Consider the following 14,761-nt stretch of genomic DNA (forward strand, 5'->3'; position numbering starts at 1 on the left):
CCACTCCCCTGTCTTTTTGGGTGCGACAATATTTGCGGCGCTGAGGATGAAATATCCGCGAAACGATATTGCGCAACCAATCCCCTACAAGTAACAGAATTACCAAGCCGACTAAATTTGGAGGATTCCTAAATGGCACGTACAGCACTCGTCACCGGCGGCTCCCGCGGCATCGGCGCAGCAATTTCCAAGGCGCTCAAAGCCGAAGGGTATAATGTTGCAGCCACCTATGCGGGCAACGACGAAGCCGCGGCGAAATTCAGCGATGAGACCGGCATCAAGACCTATAAATGGAACGTTGCCGATTACGCTGAATCCAAAGCCGGCATCGAAAAGGTCGAGGCCGAGGTTGGCCCGATCGACGTGGTGGTCGCCAATGCGGGCATCACCCGTGACGCGCCGTTCCACAAGATGAGCCCGGAACAGTGGCAGCAGGTGATCGACACCAACCTGACCGGCGTGTTCAACACCGTCCACCCGGTCTGGCCCGGCATGCGCGAGCGTAAGTTCGGCCGCGTGATCGTCATCAGCTCGGTCAACGGTCAGAAGGGTCAGTTCGCGCAGGTGAACTATGCCGCGACCAAGGCGGGCGATCTGGGCATCGTGAAATCGCTGGCGCAGGAAGGCGCGCGCGCGGGCATCACCGCCAACGCCGTCTGCCCCGGCTATATCGGAACCGAGATGGTGATGGCCGTGCCGGAAAAGGTACGCGAATCCATCATCGCTCAGATCCCTGCGGGCCGTCTGGGTGAGGCGGAAGAGATCGCGCGCTGCGTGACCTTCCTGGCTTCGGATGATTCACAGTTCATCAACGGGTCGACCATTTCGGCCAACGGGGCACAGTTCTTCTCCTGATCCCTGCGGCAGACCAAAAAAGGGGCCGGTCCATTTGGGTCGGCCTTTTTTGTATGCGCCCCCATGTTCTGTGACAGGCCGTGAAAGACAGCGTATACCGCTGTTCGATTCGAACCGATCCCAGCAGCAGGCCCTTCCCCCTCATGACCAGAAACCGCGCCACCGCCATCGGATTTATCGCCGTTCTTCTGTGGTCGCTACTGGCCCTGTTTACGGTCGGCTCAGCCCCGACCCCGCCGCTGTTGCTGAATGCGATCTGTTTCAGCATCGGCGGCACGCTGGGCCTGATCTGGACATGGCGAACCGGAGGGTTGGAGCAGCTTCGCGCGGTCAGTTGGAAAGTCTACGCCTTTGGGACGGTTGGGCTATTTGGCTATCATGCGCTTTATTTCTCGGCCCTGCGTATGGCCCCCGCTGCTGAGGCCGGTCTGATCGCCTATCTCTGGCCGCTGTTGATCGTGCTGTTTTCCGGCCTGCTGCCGGGCGAGCATCTACGCTCCGGCCATCTGATCGGGGCCAGCCTTGGCTTTGCCGGGGCGGCGCTGATCATCACCGGCGGCGGCAGCGCCGGGTTTCAGGTGGGCCATCTGCCGGGCTATGCGCTGGCGCTGCTTTGCGCGGTGACATGGTCGGGCTATTCCGTCCTGTCCCGACGGCTGGGCGAGACACCCACAAGCTCGGTCGCCGTGTTCTGCGTGCTGACCGCAATCGCCTCATGGCTGCTGCATTTCGGGTTGGAGGAGACGGTCTTGCCCGACACCCCGCTCAGTTGGGCGTCAACGCTTGCGCTGGGGTTGGGGCCGGTCGGGCTGGCGTTTTATGTCTGGGATATCGGGGTCAAACAGGGCGACATCCAGATGCTCGGCACCAGTTCCTATGCGGCACCACTATTGTCTACCCTTGTTCTAGTTGGGGCCGGGATCGCCATGCCAACGTGGACCCTGGCGATCGCGGCTTTGCTGATTACCGGCGGGGCTGCCCTTGCGGCGCGCGCCAGCCTGACTCGTTAACTGGACAGGCGTTCGATTTCTTCTTTCAGCTTCAGTTTTTGCTTCTTGAGTTGAGCGATATGGAGATCATCGATGCCTGGCGAGCGTTGGGCTTCTTCTACCTCAAGACCGAGACTTTCGTGCTTTTTCTTCAGTTCGGTCAGATGTGCGCTCACGCTCATGGCGATCCTCCTTCTGTTGTGTCTGAGTGTCACGTAAGAAGTTGACCACATCGTTTCCAGTCTGTCACGCCGCAGACGCACAGAATCTGCCCTAAATCCGACAATTTCGGCTGGTCATTGCCGATCAGGGTTAAAACCGGGGTAACGCGGCCCCGTCGCGCAGTATCTTGGACACCTCTGGCGTATAGCTGTCGCCGTCCCTTTCGTGCCGACCGCCCTGGTGCAAAATCAACGGCGCATGCAGGCGAAATGCCGCACGCCCGCCTTTGCGCGCGCGCAGGATTACTAGTTCTGCCGCGCGGCCCGCGCGGGCGCACAGCGGCAGGATCTCGACCGATCCCAGCCTTTGGTCACAGGCCGACAGCATGTCCGGCAGGCGATCCGCCTTCTGGATCATATGCAGGTATCCTCGCGGCCCAAGGCGTTTGGCCGCCACGTCGATCCAATGCTCCAACGCGGTCTGCTCGCCCAAGGCAATGCTGCGCCCGGTGTCACTGGCCGGGCTGTGTGCACCGGGGCGATAATAGGGCGGGTTGGCGATGACATGGTCGAACTGGCGCTGCTTCAGGTCGCGTGGCAGCGCGGTCAGATCAGCCTCGACAACTTCAAGTTCCGCCTTGTTTTCAACGGCATTCCGCCGCGCCAGATCGACATAGGCGGGCTGCAACTCAACCCCCGATAGCTGCAGGCCCGGAACGCGCGCGGCAAGGCACAGAATCGCGGCCCCTGCCCCGCAGCCCAGTTCCAGTACCGCCTGGCCCGAGGCCGCCGGGACCGATGCGGCCAGAAACACAGGGTCTACCCCCGCGCGATAGCCTGCGACAGGTTGCCACAACCGAACCCGCCCACCCAGAAAATCGTTGCAGGTCAGATCACTGTCCGGAAAGCGGCTCATCGCCCCAAGGGGATTTCATTGTCGCGCATGACGCGTTCGGCCCGGGTCAGGTCGTCGGCCCGCACCATAAGGCGGCGCGGGAAGATTCCGATGCCGCCTTCGAGGATGCTCATATTTACGTCCATCTGAAAGCAGTCTATATCCTCGCCCTCAAGAAGAGCGGATGCAAAGGCCAGGATTGTCGGATCGGTGCTGCGCAAAAGTTCTTTCATGGGGATGGATGTAAGGGCAAGGAGAGGCAGAAGTCGAGCCTTGTATCAGGAGTGTGATGGACGTCGACGCGATCTCGAAACCGCATGAGCGGCTCGCCGAAATTCTGACCGGCGAAATGGAGGCGGTGAATGCGCTGATCCGCACGCGGATGGCGTCGGAACACGCGCCCCGCATTCCCGAGGTGACAGCCCACCTGGTCGAAGCCGGCGGCAAGCGCCTGCGCCCGATGCTGACCTTGGCTGCGGCGCGGCTGTTTGGCTATGCGGGCGACCACCATGTGCGTCTGGCGGCCACGGTCGAGTTCATCCATACCGCGACCCTGCTGCATGACGACGTGGTCGATGAAAGCGGCCAGCGGCGCGGGCGGCCCACGGCGAACCTGCTGTGGGACAACAAGTCCAGCGTTCTGGTCGGCGACTACCTGTTTTCGCGCAGCTTCCAGTTGATGGTCGAAACCGGATCGCTGCGCGTTCTGGACATTCTCGCCAACGCCTCGGCTACGATTGCCGAGGGCGAGGTGCTGCAGATGACCGCGGCCACCGACCTGCGCACGGATGAAAGCGTCTACCTGCAGGTGGTGCGCGGCAAGACGGCGGCGCTGTTTTCGGCGGCAACGGAAGTGGGCGGCGTGATCGCGGGCGCGTCCGAGGCGCAGGTCCAGGCCCTGTTCGACTATGGCGATGCGCTGGGGATTGCGTTTCAGATTGCCGATGACCTTCTGGACTATCAGGGTGACAGTAGCGCCACCGGCAAGAACGTGGGCGACGATTTCCGCGAGCGCAAGCTGACTTTGCCGGTGATCAAAGCGGTCGCTCAGGCCACACCGGACGAGCGCGCGTTTTGGGAGCGCACGATCGAGAAAGGCCGTCAGCAGGAGGGCGATCTGGATCACGCGCTGTCGCTGATGGACAAGTACAAGACGCTCGAGGCCACACGGTCGGATGCCCGAGACTGGGCGGCCAAGGCCAAATCAGCGCTTGAGGCATTGCCGGATCACGAAATCCGGACCTTGCTGCGCGATCTGGCGGATTACGTGGTCTCGCGCCTCAATTAAGCTGCGTGGCGCGGCACCACCAGTCGGGATGCGCTGCGCCGATCTCATAAGCCGCGAAATGCGCCGCCTTCATCGAGGGGTAGAGCGCGAAACAGGTCGAACCTGACCCGGACATGCGGGCCAGCAATACGTCCCGCGTTCCCTGCAGTTCATCCAGAACCCGTGCAATCGCCGGGGCAACTGCCTTTGCGGCGGGTTCCAGATCGTTGCGTTGGTCCGCAAGCCAATGGGCGCACGCCTCTGGCCCGTCAAAAACCGGAATATCGGCTGGCATCCCCGGGTTATCGCGCGATTCCATTGCTTTGAACACTGCGCCTGTGGGCACTTCGACGCCCGGGTTGACCAGCAGCGCATGCAGCGCGGGCAAGGTCACAGGCGCAACCTGCTCACCAATGCCCTGCATCCGAGCGGCCTCTGCCACCCTGCAAACCGGAACATCCGCGCCCAGAGACACCAGAACGTCCGTCGGCAGGTCAAAACCCTGACCTGAGAACACACGCAATGCTGCCGCGGCATCAGACGAGCCACCACCGATCCCGCCGCCATGGGGCAGTACTTTGTTCAAAACGATATGACCGGTCCACCCCGCCGCCTCAGCCGCTTTCCAGACCAGATTGCGATGATCGTCGGGAACGCCCTGCGCATGCTCACCGGTGATGGACATGGACAGGTGATCGCCCGGCTTAAACTCCAATCGATCCCCCAAATCCGCAAACACGACCAGCGAATCCAGCAGGTGATAGCCATCCGTGCGCTGGCCGGTCACATGCAGGGTCAGGTTGATCTTGGCGGGCGCGAAGGCCTCAGTTGCCATTGGCGACCTTCAGCGGGTCGGCCCCTTCTTCGGCCAGAACCGCGTCCAGTCCGATTTCAAGCTTGCGGCGAATGCGCTCGGGGTCGGCCTCGCCATCCGTGTTCTCGGGGTCGATGAAGGACAGCGCCCGGCTCCACTGGAATTCCGCCTCGCGTCCACGCCCGACGGCCCAGTAGACGTCGCCCAGGTGGTCGTTCACCACCGGATCGACCGGCATCAGTTCGACCGCGCGTTCCATATGCTCGACCGCTTCGTCATAGCGGCCCAGACGGAACAGCACCCAGCCAAGGCTGTCGACGATATAGCCGCTGTCAGGGCGCGCGGCGACGGCGCGTTCGATCATGCTCAGCGCCTCATCCAGCTTTTCCTGCCGTTCGACCAGCGAATAGCCCAGATAATTCAGCACCTGCGGCTGATCCGGGTTCAACTCCAGCGCGCGGCGGAAATCGGCTTCGGCCAGCTCCCAGTTCTTGAGCCGTTCATGACAAATCGCGCGCGCATAATGCAGGAACCAGTTGCCGGTTGCGCCATCTTCGGTCAGCGCGATGGCGGTGTCATAAGACGTGATCGCCTCGGCATAGTTTTCCTGTCGCCGCTGCAGATCGGCCAGCGCGACATGCACGCTTGGCAGATCAGGCCGTTGCGCCGCCAGATTTTGCAGAACCTCGACGGCAGCGTCGGTTTTACCGGACCGGCCCAGAACTTCGGCGCGGCCCAGTTCGGCCACGTGATGATCCAGACTACCCGGCGGTACCTTGCGATAGGCCGCAACCGCCAGATCGCTCTGATTCAGTTCGTCCAGCAACTCGGCGCTCAGCAGGATGGCATCCACGTGATCAGGGCGCAGGAAGTTGGCCGTACGCGTGTAAAGCAAAACGTAGTCGTGCGAGGCTTCGGTATTCAACGCCGCGCCCACCGAGAAGAATATCTCGGCCATACCGTCCTGCGCCGAACGGGCATGGGTGAAAGGCAGGGTTTCGCCCGCGCTCAACCGTGCTGAATAGTCTTCAATCGAAGGGTCGTTGCCAGCCGCAAACACCTTGTCCAGAAAGGCCAGCGCATCTTCGTTGCGATCCAGTTGCGACAGGACCTCGGACCGGGCGAGGGCCGCGCGGCGGGTGAATTGGGCGACGGCAGCATCATTTTCGGCGAAAATCGCTTCGGCCCCTTCAAAATCGCCAATTGAGGCCAGTGCTAGTGCCTTGTGGTACAGGGCAAACTCGCGCAGGCCGTCCTGGGTGGAAACAGTGTCGAACTGTTCCATCGCCTTAGTCATTTCGCCCTGGCCCAGATAGGCCCAGGCGATCATCAGCCCGTCCACCAGAGGCCCGACGCCTTGCGTTTCGGGATCACGGGCCAGCAACTCATCCAGTTTGCCGTCCGCGATCAAGTTGGCCGCAATCACCATGCGCGCGGGCTGGCTGTTCAAACCGGCGTCTTCGATGGTTTGTGCGATGGGCAGGGCGCGCTGAACTTCACCCAGCGCCAGCCGCGCCAGAAGAACGCTTTCCAGCAGTTTCTCGTTCTGCGGGTCAAACCTCAGCGCCTGTGCGTAGTATTTTTCGGCTGCGGTATAGTCGCTTTCATAGATCGCCTGACGCCCGGCCAGATAGGACCCGGCACCGGTATCCGCAAATCCGGGCATTGCAACCGAAGAAGAGAGCAGCACGGCCAGTGCCGCGCGACGTACCAAGGAAACCACCGAAATCCTGCCTTGCTGTCGTTGTCTGAACGACAAGCTAGGGCTTTGGCCGGTCAGAGGCAATGGCAGAGCCTTCACGACCCTGCCAGAGCCCGTATTTTCGCTTACATGTTGGGATAGTTCGGACCGTCCCCACCCTGCGGCGTGGTCCAGGTGATGTTCTGGCTGGGGTCCTTGATGTCACATGTTTTGCAATGCACGCAGTTCTGGAAGTTGATGACGAATCGCGGTCCGCTTTCATCCTCGACCATCTCGTAGACGCCCGCCGGGCAGTACCGCTGCGCCGGTTCGTCGAACTTGGGCAGGTTCACTTTGACTGGGATATCCGGGTCCGCCAGTTTCAGATGGCAGGGCTGGCTTTCCTCGTGGTTGGTCGCGGCAAAGGACACGTTGGTCAGACGGTCGAAGGACAGCGTGCCGTCGGGTTTGGGATAGTCGATGGGCTGGTGCCTGCTGGCATCCTCGGTCGCTTCGGCATCGTTCTTGCCATGCCCCACGGTACCAAACAGCGAAAAGCCCAGCGTGTTGGTCCACATGTCCAGACCGCCCAGCATCAGGGATGCGGTCAGGCCCCATTTCGACCAGATCGGCTTGACGTTGCGCACCTTCTTCAGGTCTGACCCGATGGCGCCTTCGCGCACGTCAGTTTCATAGGCGGTCAGTTCGTCGCCAGACCGGTCGGCCTTGATGGCGTCAAAAGCGGCCTCGGCCGCCGCCTTGCCCGACAGCATGGCGTTGTGGTTACCCTTGATGCGCGGCACGTTGACCATGCCCGCCGAGCAGCCCAGCAGCGCCACACCCGGCGCGACCAGTTTCGGCATCGACTGATAGCCGCCTTCGGTGATGGCACGGGCACCATAGGCCACGCGCTTGCCGCCTTTCAGAAGCTCGGCCACCATCGGGTGATGCTTGAAGCGCTGGAATTCCATGTAGGGATACAGATGCGGGTTCTTGTAGTTCAGGTGGACCACGAAACCGACATAGACCTGATTGTTTTCAAGGTGATAGATGAACGATCCACCGCCCGCGTTGCTACCCAGAGGCCAGCCCATGGTGTGGGTGACCGAGCCCTCTTTGTGCTTGGCCGGGTCAATCTCCCAGATCTCTTTCATGCCGACGCCGTATTTCTGCGGCTCTTTACCGGCAGACAGGTCGTATTTGGCGATGACCTCCTTGGAGAGCGACCCGCGCACGCCTTCCGACAGAAAGACGTATTTGCCGTGCAGTTCCATACCCGGTTCGGTGTTCGGGCCATAAGACCCGTCCGGTTCCAGACCAAAGACACCGGCAACGACGCCCTTAACCTCACCGTTCTCGCCATAAACCAGTTCCGAGCACGCCATGCCGGGGAAGATCTCGACACCCAGTTCTTCGGCCTGTTCGGCCATCCACCGGCAGACATTGCCCATCGAGACGATGTAGTTGCCGTGGTTGTTCATCAGCGGCGGCATGGGGAAGTTGGGGATGCGGATCTGACCGGCCTCGCCCAGCATGTAGAAATTGTCTTCGTTGACCGGCGTGTTCAGCGGCGCGCCCTTGTCCTTCCAGTCGGGGATCAGCGCGTCCAGACCGCAGGGGTCCAGCACCGCGCCCGACAGGATATGCGCGCCCACTTCCGAGCCCTTTTCCAGAACCACGACATTCAGGTCGGCATCCAGCTGTTTCAGACGGATGGCCGCTGACAGGCCCGCGGGGCCTGCGCCCACGATCACCACGTCATATTCCATCGCTTCGCGTTCAATCTCGGCCATCGCGGGCTCCTTAGCTAACTTTCCGAATTGGCGCTGTTCTCATGCGGTCGGCGCAATATTCTTTCTCGGCTGATTACATGGTCGGAAAGACTCAGGTCAATCGAAACACGGCGTAACATTCGCGCTATGCGGCAGATCATGCCTCTGGCGCATCCCCCATCAGGTATCTGGGACCGCTCCCATGGGATTTGGCCCGGTCATCGGGGTTGTAAAGCCTGCATTTCGGCAGGCTCAGGCAGCCGCAGCCGATGCAGCCGTCCAGATTGTCGCGCAGCCGGACCAGCGTGTCGATTCGCTGATCCAGACGGGCGCGCAGATTGACGCTGATATCCTTCCAGTCCTGCGGCGTGGGCGTCCGGTTTCCGGGCAGGTCCGACAGGACCTCGCGAATCTCGGGCAGGGTCAGGCCGAATTGCTGGGCGATCATGACAAAGCTTAGCCGCCTGATATCCGCCCGCTGATACCGGCGCTGCCCACCTGCGTTGCGCCACGGCGCGATCAGGCCCTGTGCCTCGTAATACCGGATTGCTGACACCGCCAGCCCGGTGCGCCGCGCCAAGGCCCCTATCGCCAACCCGTCGGAAACCGCCATCATGCCCTCGCAAATAATCCTTGACCTAAAGTTAGGTTTAGAAATTACGGTGAGTCGAAACAAGCCTGAAAATCGAAAAGGAGACCCCATGATGGCGACACTGGAACACACAAACTTCACCGTCCGCGACCCGAAAGCCTCGGCCGAGTGGATGGAGAAGGTCTTTGGCTGGAAAACCCGCTGGGAGGGCCCGGCCATCGCCGGCGGCTACACCGTGCATGTGGGCAGCGCGCATACCTATCTGGCCCTTTATGCACCCGAGAACCCGAAACCGGCAGGCGAAAGCAGCTATGACATCGTCGGCGGGCTGAACCATGTGGGCGTTCTGGTCGAAGACATTGACGCGACCGAGGCCAGAGTGATCGAGGCCGGGTTCACCCCCACGTCGCACGCGGATTACGAGCCGGGCAAGCGGTTCTATTTCGACGATGACAACGGCATCGAGTTTGAGGTGGTTCAATATGATTGAGATGCTCTGGCTTGGAACCGAAGCGCACCGATGGCGGCGCGGCAATCTTTTGGGCCACCGCCACAGGCGACCTCCGCCGCCGCCGCGGCGGCGCTAAATCGCGAATTGAACGAACGGGGTCTTGTCGCCTCTTGCAATTCACGCCTCATTTGGGTCAGGTATTCAGCAACCCATCTTTCGCCCCGACGCTTTCCATGCGGCGGGGCGGCTCAATTTATGCGTGGACGACAAGAGTATGGAAAAAATTCCAATGACGCCTGCGGGCAATGCCGCGCTCGCGGCGGAGCTGAAGAACCTCAAATCCGTCGAGCGCCCGGCGATCATCGAAGCGATTGCAACCGCCCGGGAACTGGGTGATTTGAAGGAAAACGCCGAATACCACTCGGCCCGGGAAAAGCAGGGCTTTATCGAAGGCCGCATCAAGGAACTGGAAGGCATCCTGTCGTTGGCCGACGTGATCGACCCCGCCAAGCTGTCCGGTGCGATCAAGTTCGGGGCGAAGGTGACGCTGGTCGATGAGGATACGGACGAAGAAAAAACCTGGCAGATCGTCGGCGAGTACGAGGCCAATATCGAAAACGGCCTGCTGAACGTCAAATCGCCCATGGCCCGCGCCCTGATCGGCAAGGACGAAGGTGACAGTGTCGAGGTGCGCACCCCCGGCGGCGTGCGGTCTTACGAAGTTCTGAATATCGAATACGCCTGATCCGGAGCGCGTGTCATGTCGGGGCCCAACCCAGACCCGGAAAGCGAACGGCCAACCTCATTGGGCATCTATGATCGTCCCAAGCAATCCAGCGTGACCGGGATCGAGATCGCGGCGCTGGTGCTGAGTGTGATCTGGCTGGTCGTGTCGGTTGTGTTTCTGGTTCTGCCCGGTCAGGGGCAGGGCGGATTTGTCGTGTCCTTTCTGGCCGTCTTCATGCCGGTGGCGATGATCTGGGTCGCGGCCACCGCCATGCGCGCCAGCCGCGTAATGCGCGAGGAAAGCGCCCGGCTACAGACGGCGATTGATGCGATCCGGCAGGCCTATGTCGTCCAGCAGCAGCGCGCCGCCAGCACGTCCGAGCCCACCGTGACCAAAAAGCTGGACGAAATCGCCGCCGCCGCGAAAAAGACCGAAAGCGCGCTGGCGACGTTTTCGACCAAGCGTGGTGAGTCGGTGGCCTCGGGTGCACGGGCTGCTGCGCCCGACGACCAGACCTCGCTGGAACTTGGCACCCCGGCCGAAGATATCGCGCCGCCGCTGACCACCGGCATCTTCATCCGGGCGATGAACTTCCCCGAGACCGAGAACGACACCGAAGGGTTCAATGCCCTGCGGATGGCGTTGAAGGACCGGAAGGCCGCGCAATTGGTGCAAGCCTCGCAGGATGTTCTGACCCTGCTCAGTCAGGAAGGCATCTATATGGACGACCTGCGCCCTGACATGGCCCGGCCCGAGATCTGGCGTCAGTTCGCCCAAGGCGCGCGGGGTCGCTCGATTGCGGCCCTTGGCGGCATCCGCGATCGGTCTTCGCTGGCGCTGACGGCCGCACGTATGAAACAGGACCCGATCTTTCGCGACGCGGCGCATCACTTTCTGCGCCGCTTCGACAATATGATTGTCGAGTTCGAGCCGGGTGCCAGCGACAGCGAACTGACCGCACTGGGTGAGACCCGAACCGCCCGCGCCTTCATGCTGCTGGGGCGTGTGGCAGGAACCTTCGACTAGTCCGGCGTAACTGTCCAACTCATCTTGGTGGCGCTGCTGAAGCCGAAAACATGCCGAAACGGGCCAGTCTGTTCCTGACAGATGGCCCGGAACCCCTCGCGCTCATAGAGCGCACGTGCGCGAGGGTTGCTGTCGATCACGTCCAGATGCACCTGCGTCGCCCCAGACCGGCGGGCCTCGTCCTTGATGGCGGTCAGCAGAGCGGTGCCCACCCCCTGCCCATGCGCCTCTGCCGCAACAAAGATGCCGTCCATTTGGAAGACGCCGGGCTGCAGATCACGCTCCAGTACGCTCAGAACCAATGCGCGCCATAACGCGCCAAACCAGCCGTAGACGCCCGCCAGATCGGACATGCTGCCCCCGGCCAACCCGCCTTCGCGGGTTTTGAACCCCGCCAATCCCAGCATCCTGCCATCCGCATCGCGCGCAACCAGCGCGAAGTCGGGGTTCAGGGCGCGCGCAAAGAAGGCGATACCCTTTTCATCCGGCCCCATCACCCGGTTCAGCTTGGCCGAAAACGCCTGCCAAAACAGGCTCGCCGCCAAAGGCCGTTCCGCCGGGATGAACCCGCGCGATACGGTGACGGTCACAGACCGAAACTGCCGTAGGGCAAAAACCGCACCATGTCGCCGGGCCTGATATCCCGCGCGCCGTCTTCGATTTCCACCAGCCCCTCGGCCCAGCTGAGGCCGCTGATCCGGCCCGAGCCTTCGGAATGGAACACCTCGGCCCGCCCGTCGCGGATGCGCGCGCGCAGGTATTCCCGCCGCCCCGGCTTTTTGCGTTTCTCAAACGCCGCCGGAACGTCGAACGCCTGCGGTTCCGACCAGCCTTCGCCCGACATCAGGCCCAGCGCCGGGCGGGCGAAGATCAGAGTGCACACCAAGGCCGCCACCGGATTGCCCGGCAGGCCAAAGACCGGCGTGCCCGCCCACAAACCCAGCGCCAGGGGACGGCCCGGTTTCAGCGCGATGCGCCATTCCTGCATCGCCCCGGCCTGCCGCAACAAGGCCGAGACGTGGTCTTCATCCCCCGCCGAGGCACCGCCGCTGGTCAGGACCACATCCGCTTGTTCAGCCGCCGCGTCCAGCCGCGCTCGCAGGACCTCACGATCATCGGCCACTCGGCCCATATCGACCGGGGCAAACCCTATGCGGTCCACCAGAGACAACAGCATCGGGCGGTTGGCGTCATAAATCTGCCCCGGCCCGGCGACATCTCCCGGTTCGACCAACTCGTCGCCGGTGGACAGAACCGCCACGCGCAACGGCTTGCGCACCGAGACCTGTGCCACGCCAATGGCCGAGAGCAGGGCCAGATCGGCAGGCGTCAGACGCCGCCCGGCGGGCAGCGCAGTGTCGCCCTCGGCCACGTCTTCCCCGGCGTCGCGGGCATTTGCGCCTTGTTTCAGGGGCCCGTTGAAGGCGATATGCCCGTCTTTCAGGGTCACGTCTTCTTCGAGGATTACCGTATCCACCCCGACCGGCAGCGCCGCGCCAGTCAGCACCCGCAGCGCGAAACCTGCAGGAACCGTGCCGTCAAACGGGACACCTGCAGCCGCGCGCCCCTCGGCCAGCGGCATCACCTGCGCGCCTTCAGGCGCGCGCCCAGCAAAGCCGTACCCGTCCACGGCGCTATTGGGCAGCGGCGGGTTTGACCGTTTCGCGATCACGTCCGCAGCCAGCACCCGGCCTGCGGCCTGCGGCAACGCGACCGTCTCAACACCCGTCACCACGCTGAGCCTGTCGCGCAGCAGAGCCAGCGCGTCATCCACCGGGGTCCAGTTCACCCCCGCGGGCAAGGCGAAGCAATCGTTGCGCAGCGGTGGCGGGGCGATGTCAGGTGTGCTCATAATCCGACCTCCTTCAGGATGAAATCCGCAATGGCGGCGGTGTCGTTCAGATCGAAAACCGGGATGTCCACATCCAGCGGCGTGTCGCTGGCCACAGCGCGGACCGTCGCATCATTGCCCGCAATCAGCGGGTTTTTGGCTTCGGCGCGAAACGCCTCGACCTTGGGGTGGCCTTCGCGTTTGAACCCCTCGATCAGCACCAGATCGACCGGAGACAGCCGCGCCAGCAGCGTATCCAGCGCAGGCTCAGGCGCGCCGCGCAACTCCTGCATCAGCGCCACGCGCTGGCCCGAGGCCAACAGCACCTCGCGCGCGCCTGCAACCCGGTGGCGATAGCTGTCGGTCCCCTGCTGATCGACATCGACAGCGTGATGGGCACGTTTGACGGTCGAGACCGAGAATCCCCGGTTGGATATCTCGGCCACCAGACGTTCCATCAATCCGGTTTTGCCTGCGTTTTTCCAGCCGGTGACGCCATAAACCCTCATGCCCGCTCCAGCAGTCTTTGCGCCCGATCCAGATCGGCGGGCGTGTTGACGTTGAAGAACGGATCGAACGGCTGGGCCTGAAACAGCGCCTCGCGCCCGTCATGCTGATCGGTCCACAGCACCACCTTGCGCAGCCCGTCCGTCAGCGCCGCGCGCAAATCATCGCGCAAAGCGACGGGCCAGAGGCCAAAGGTCGGGTGCCGGTTGACCCGCATGCCGCCGCCGGATTTCAGCGCCTTCTCCCCGGTGCGCGGGGTCGTTGCCAGCACCAGTGGATGCGTCTGCCCCTCGGCAGCCTGCGTCAGACGCGCCACCAGATCGTGCGGAAAGAACGGCGTGTCGGCGGCGGCGGTGACGATACGGTCGGCCCCTTGTTCAGCCGCCCAGTCCAGCCCGGCCAGCACACCGGCCAAAGGGCCCGCGAACCCGTCGATCGAATCCGCGATGACCGGCAGGTTCAGATCGGCAAACCGCGCCGCCTCGCCATTGGCGTTCAGCGCCAGCCCGTCGACCTGCGGAGCCAAACGGTCAATCACATGGCCCAGCAGGCTTTGCCCGCCGATTTGCAAAAGGCCCTTGTCGCCGCCGCCCATCCGGGTGGCAAGACCGCCTGCGAGGATGATGCCGAGAGGTTTGGTCAAGCTGCCCTCTCCGCAGAACGCCAGTTTTCAACCGTTTCAAGGAAGTTCTGAGCGTCCCCTGTGCTCAGAAGTTTCTTGGGCAGCACATAGACGAAAGCACCAGCGTAAAAGAAGAACCCAGCCTTATCTTCGACAACTTTTTCAACAGCACGCCAAGAAACACTCCAAGTTACATAGGGCGACCGCATATCCAAACCGTCTGACGTGAATGTAAAGTCAGTTCCGCCGCTGTAAATCGGCGATGCCATCATCTGTCTGACTTTCAGCCTTCTGGAAAAACGTTCCGCAAAAAAAAGCACGCCAGCTCCAATTATCCCTCCGGATACAGGTGCAAAAAGACCTTGTGTCAGAGGGAGAGCGCCAAGCGCACGAAACGCTATGAAAGCGACAACAATTCCGCCAACAACGGCCAAAATTCCTCTTATTGAATCCAACGCCACGTAGCCCCAGTAAGCGCCTTTTCCGGTGTTACTTTGCCTGCACTTACCCATGGCTCTAACGAGGATCTTGTCGTCAATTTGTTCTGACAAGTGATATTTGTAAGTCAATG

General features: G+C 62.1%; 18 protein-coding genes. 6 read left to right on the forward strand and 12 right to left on the reverse strand.

All coding sequences use genetic code 11. The features are described 5' to 3' along the window. Window positions 1-132 precede the first annotated feature (132 nt). Together phbB and yddG are read left to right on the forward strand one after the other, a co-directional pair. The gene (gene phbB / locus ACR0NJ_RS13590) at window positions 133-855 is read left to right on the forward strand and encodes an acetoacetyl-CoA reductase (RefSeq protein WP_480817673.1); all 723 of its coding nucleotides are present in this window, start codon (window positions 133-135) and stop codon (window positions 853-855) included. A gap of 143 nt (window positions 856-998) precedes the next feature. Further along, on the forward strand, window positions 999-1,865 hold the full coding sequence (yddG, locus tag ACR0NJ_RS13595) for an aromatic amino acid exporter YddG (protein WP_480817674.1): 867 nt from the start codon (window positions 999-1,001) through the stop codon (window positions 1,863-1,865). On the opposite strand, the gene ACR0NJ_RS13600 is transcribed toward yddG, so the two are convergent. The 3 genes from ACR0NJ_RS13600 to ACR0NJ_RS13610 form a co-directional block, all read right to left on the reverse strand. Then, a complete protein-coding gene (locus ACR0NJ_RS13600; protein WP_480614149.1) occupies window positions 1,862-2,026 on the reverse strand; it encodes a YdcH family protein in 165 nt (54 codons plus the stop codon). The genes yddG and ACR0NJ_RS13600 overlap by 4 nt on opposite strands. 130 nt (window positions 2,027-2,156) lie before the next feature. Next, complete coding sequence (locus ACR0NJ_RS13605) at window positions 2,157-2,921, reverse strand: tRNA1(Val) (adenine(37)-N6)-methyltransferase (RefSeq protein WP_480817675.1); 765 nt, start codon at window positions 2,919-2,921, stop codon at window positions 2,157-2,159. Next, entirely contained in the window at window positions 2,918-3,133 is a 216-nt protein-coding gene (locus ACR0NJ_RS13610) for a putative signal transducing protein (protein WP_037316655.1), read from the reverse strand. The genes ACR0NJ_RS13605 and ACR0NJ_RS13610 overlap by 4 nt, the downstream gene beginning before the upstream one ends. A gap of 56 nt (window positions 3,134-3,189) precedes the next feature. Here ACR0NJ_RS13610 and ACR0NJ_RS13615 point away from each other — a divergent pair, with 56 nt between their 5' ends. Next, complete coding sequence (locus ACR0NJ_RS13615; RefSeq protein ID WP_480817776.1) at window positions 3,190-4,188, forward strand: polyprenyl synthetase family protein; 999 nt, start codon at window positions 3,190-3,192, stop codon at window positions 4,186-4,188. Here the strand turns inward: ACR0NJ_RS13615 and ACR0NJ_RS13620 are convergent. The 4 genes from ACR0NJ_RS13620 to soxR all read right to left on the reverse strand — a co-directional run bounded on the left by ACR0NJ_RS13620 (window position 4,181) and on the right by soxR (window position 9,047). Beyond that, window positions 4,181-5,002, reverse strand: coding sequence for a 4-(cytidine 5'-diphospho)-2-C-methyl-D-erythritol kinase (locus tag ACR0NJ_RS13620; RefSeq protein WP_480817676.1), 822 nt, complete (start codon window positions 5,000-5,002; stop codon window positions 4,181-4,183). The two genes, ACR0NJ_RS13615 and ACR0NJ_RS13620, sit on opposite strands and share 8 nt — an antisense overlap. Further along, window positions 4,992-6,647, reverse strand: coding sequence for a tetratricopeptide repeat protein (locus ACR0NJ_RS13625; protein ID WP_480817777.1), 1,656 nt, complete (start codon window positions 6,645-6,647; stop codon window positions 4,992-4,994). The genes ACR0NJ_RS13620 and ACR0NJ_RS13625 overlap by 11 nt, the downstream gene beginning before the upstream one ends. A 161-nt stretch (window positions 6,648-6,808) precedes the next feature. After that, window positions 6,809-8,455: an electron transfer flavoprotein-ubiquinone oxidoreductase gene (locus ACR0NJ_RS13630; protein WP_480817677.1), complete on the reverse strand. Its 1,647-nt coding sequence runs from the start codon at window positions 8,453-8,455 to the stop codon at window positions 6,809-6,811. Between the two features lie 136 nt (window positions 8,456-8,591). Next, on the reverse strand, window positions 8,592-9,047 hold the full coding sequence (soxR, locus tag ACR0NJ_RS13635; protein WP_480817678.1) for a redox-sensitive transcriptional activator SoxR: 456 nt from the start codon (window positions 9,045-9,047) through the stop codon (window positions 8,592-8,594). Window positions 9,048-9,135: 88 nt separating this feature from the next. Between soxR and ACR0NJ_RS13640 the strand changes: the two genes are divergently transcribed. From ACR0NJ_RS13640 to ACR0NJ_RS13650, 3 genes are all read left to right on the forward strand, one after another. Continuing rightward, on the forward strand, window positions 9,136-9,516 hold the full coding sequence (locus tag ACR0NJ_RS13640; RefSeq protein ID WP_480817679.1) for a VOC family protein: 381 nt from the start codon (window positions 9,136-9,138) through the stop codon (window positions 9,514-9,516). Window positions 9,517-9,751: 235 nt separating this feature from the next. Then, window positions 9,752-10,222: a transcription elongation factor GreA gene (gene greA, locus ACR0NJ_RS13645; RefSeq protein WP_480817680.1), complete on the forward strand. Its 471-nt coding sequence runs from the start codon at window positions 9,752-9,754 to the stop codon at window positions 10,220-10,222. Window positions 10,223-10,237: 15 nt separating this feature from the next. Beyond that, window positions 10,238-11,230 (forward strand): hypothetical protein, encoded by a 993-nt coding sequence (locus ACR0NJ_RS13650; RefSeq protein ID WP_480817681.1) that lies wholly within the window; start codon window positions 10,238-10,240, stop codon window positions 11,228-11,230. Here the strand turns inward: ACR0NJ_RS13650 and ACR0NJ_RS13655 are convergent. The 5 genes from ACR0NJ_RS13655 to ACR0NJ_RS13675 are packed head-to-tail and all read right to left on the reverse strand — an operon-like array spanning window position 11,227 to window position 14,759. Next, the gene (locus ACR0NJ_RS13655) at window positions 11,227-11,820 is read right to left on the reverse strand and encodes a GNAT family N-acetyltransferase (protein WP_480817682.1); all 594 of its coding nucleotides are present in this window, start codon (window positions 11,818-11,820) and stop codon (window positions 11,227-11,229) included. The two genes, ACR0NJ_RS13650 and ACR0NJ_RS13655, sit on opposite strands and share 4 nt — an antisense overlap. Then, entirely contained in the window at window positions 11,817-13,082 is a 1,266-nt protein-coding gene (locus tag ACR0NJ_RS13660; protein WP_480817683.1) for a molybdopterin-binding protein, read from the reverse strand. Before ACR0NJ_RS13660 ends, ACR0NJ_RS13655 begins: the two co-directional genes overlap by 4 nt. Beyond that, window positions 13,079-13,570, reverse strand: coding sequence for a molybdopterin-guanine dinucleotide biosynthesis protein B (gene mobB / locus ACR0NJ_RS13665; protein WP_480817684.1), 492 nt, complete (start codon window positions 13,568-13,570; stop codon window positions 13,079-13,081). The genes ACR0NJ_RS13660 and mobB overlap by 4 nt, the downstream gene beginning before the upstream one ends. Then, on the reverse strand, window positions 13,567-14,211 hold the full coding sequence (gene mobA, locus ACR0NJ_RS13670; RefSeq protein WP_480817685.1) for a molybdenum cofactor guanylyltransferase MobA: 645 nt from the start codon (window positions 14,209-14,211) through the stop codon (window positions 13,567-13,569). Before mobA ends, mobB begins: the two co-directional genes overlap by 4 nt. After that, window positions 14,208-14,759 carry a YcxB family protein gene (locus tag ACR0NJ_RS13675; RefSeq protein ID WP_480817686.1) on the reverse strand — a complete coding sequence of 184 codons (552 nt, stop codon included), beginning with the start codon at window positions 14,757-14,759 and terminating at the stop codon, window positions 14,208-14,210. Before ACR0NJ_RS13675 ends, mobA begins: the two co-directional genes overlap by 4 nt. Window positions 14,760-14,761: the final 2 nt, after the last annotated feature.

The organism is Ruegeria sp. F11 (assembly GCF_056533855.1).

Bases quoted from the DNA above. Each gene is read 5' to 3' on its own strand.
- phbB (WP_480817673.1), top strand. From the start codon at position 133: ATGGCACGTACAGCACTCGTCACCGGCGGCTCCCGCGGCATCGGCGCA.
- yddG (WP_480817674.1), top strand. From the start codon at position 999: ATGACCAGAAACCGCGCCACCGCCATCGGATTTATCGCCGTTCTTCTG.
- ACR0NJ_RS13600 (WP_480614149.1), bottom strand. From the start codon at position 2,026: ATGAGCGTGAGCGCACATCTGACCGAACTGAAGAAAAAGCACGAAAGT.
- ACR0NJ_RS13605 (WP_480817675.1), bottom strand. From the start codon at position 2,921: ATGAGCCGCTTTCCGGACAGTGATCTGACCTGCAACGATTTTCTGGGT.
- ACR0NJ_RS13610 (WP_037316655.1), bottom strand. From the start codon at position 3,133: ATGAAAGAACTTTTGCGCAGCACCGATCCGACAATCCTGGCCTTTGCA.
- ACR0NJ_RS13615 (WP_480817776.1), top strand. From the start codon at position 3,190: ATGGACGTCGACGCGATCTCGAAACCGCATGAGCGGCTCGCCGAAATT.
- ACR0NJ_RS13620 (WP_480817676.1), bottom strand. From the start codon at position 5,002: ATGGCAACTGAGGCCTTCGCGCCCGCCAAGATCAACCTGACCCTGCAT.
- ACR0NJ_RS13625 (WP_480817777.1), bottom strand. From the start codon at position 6,647: ATGCCCGGATTTGCGGATACCGGTGCCGGGTCCTATCTGGCCGGGCGT.
- ACR0NJ_RS13630 (WP_480817677.1), bottom strand. From the start codon at position 8,455: ATGGCCGAGATTGAACGCGAAGCGATGGAATATGACGTGGTGATCGTG.
- soxR (WP_480817678.1), bottom strand. From the start codon at position 9,047: ATGGCGGTTTCCGACGGGTTGGCGATAGGGGCCTTGGCGCGGCGCACC.
- ACR0NJ_RS13640 (WP_480817679.1), top strand. From the start codon at position 9,136: ATGATGGCGACACTGGAACACACAAACTTCACCGTCCGCGACCCGAAA.
- greA (WP_480817680.1), top strand. From the start codon at position 9,752: ATGGAAAAAATTCCAATGACGCCTGCGGGCAATGCCGCGCTCGCGGCG.
- ACR0NJ_RS13650 (WP_480817681.1), top strand. From the start codon at position 10,238: ATGTCGGGGCCCAACCCAGACCCGGAAAGCGAACGGCCAACCTCATTG.
- ACR0NJ_RS13660 (WP_480817683.1), bottom strand. From the start codon at position 13,082: ATGAGCACACCTGACATCGCCCCGCCACCGCTGCGCAACGATTGCTTC.
- mobB (WP_480817684.1), bottom strand. From the start codon at position 13,570: ATGAGGGTTTATGGCGTCACCGGCTGGAAAAACGCAGGCAAAACCGGA.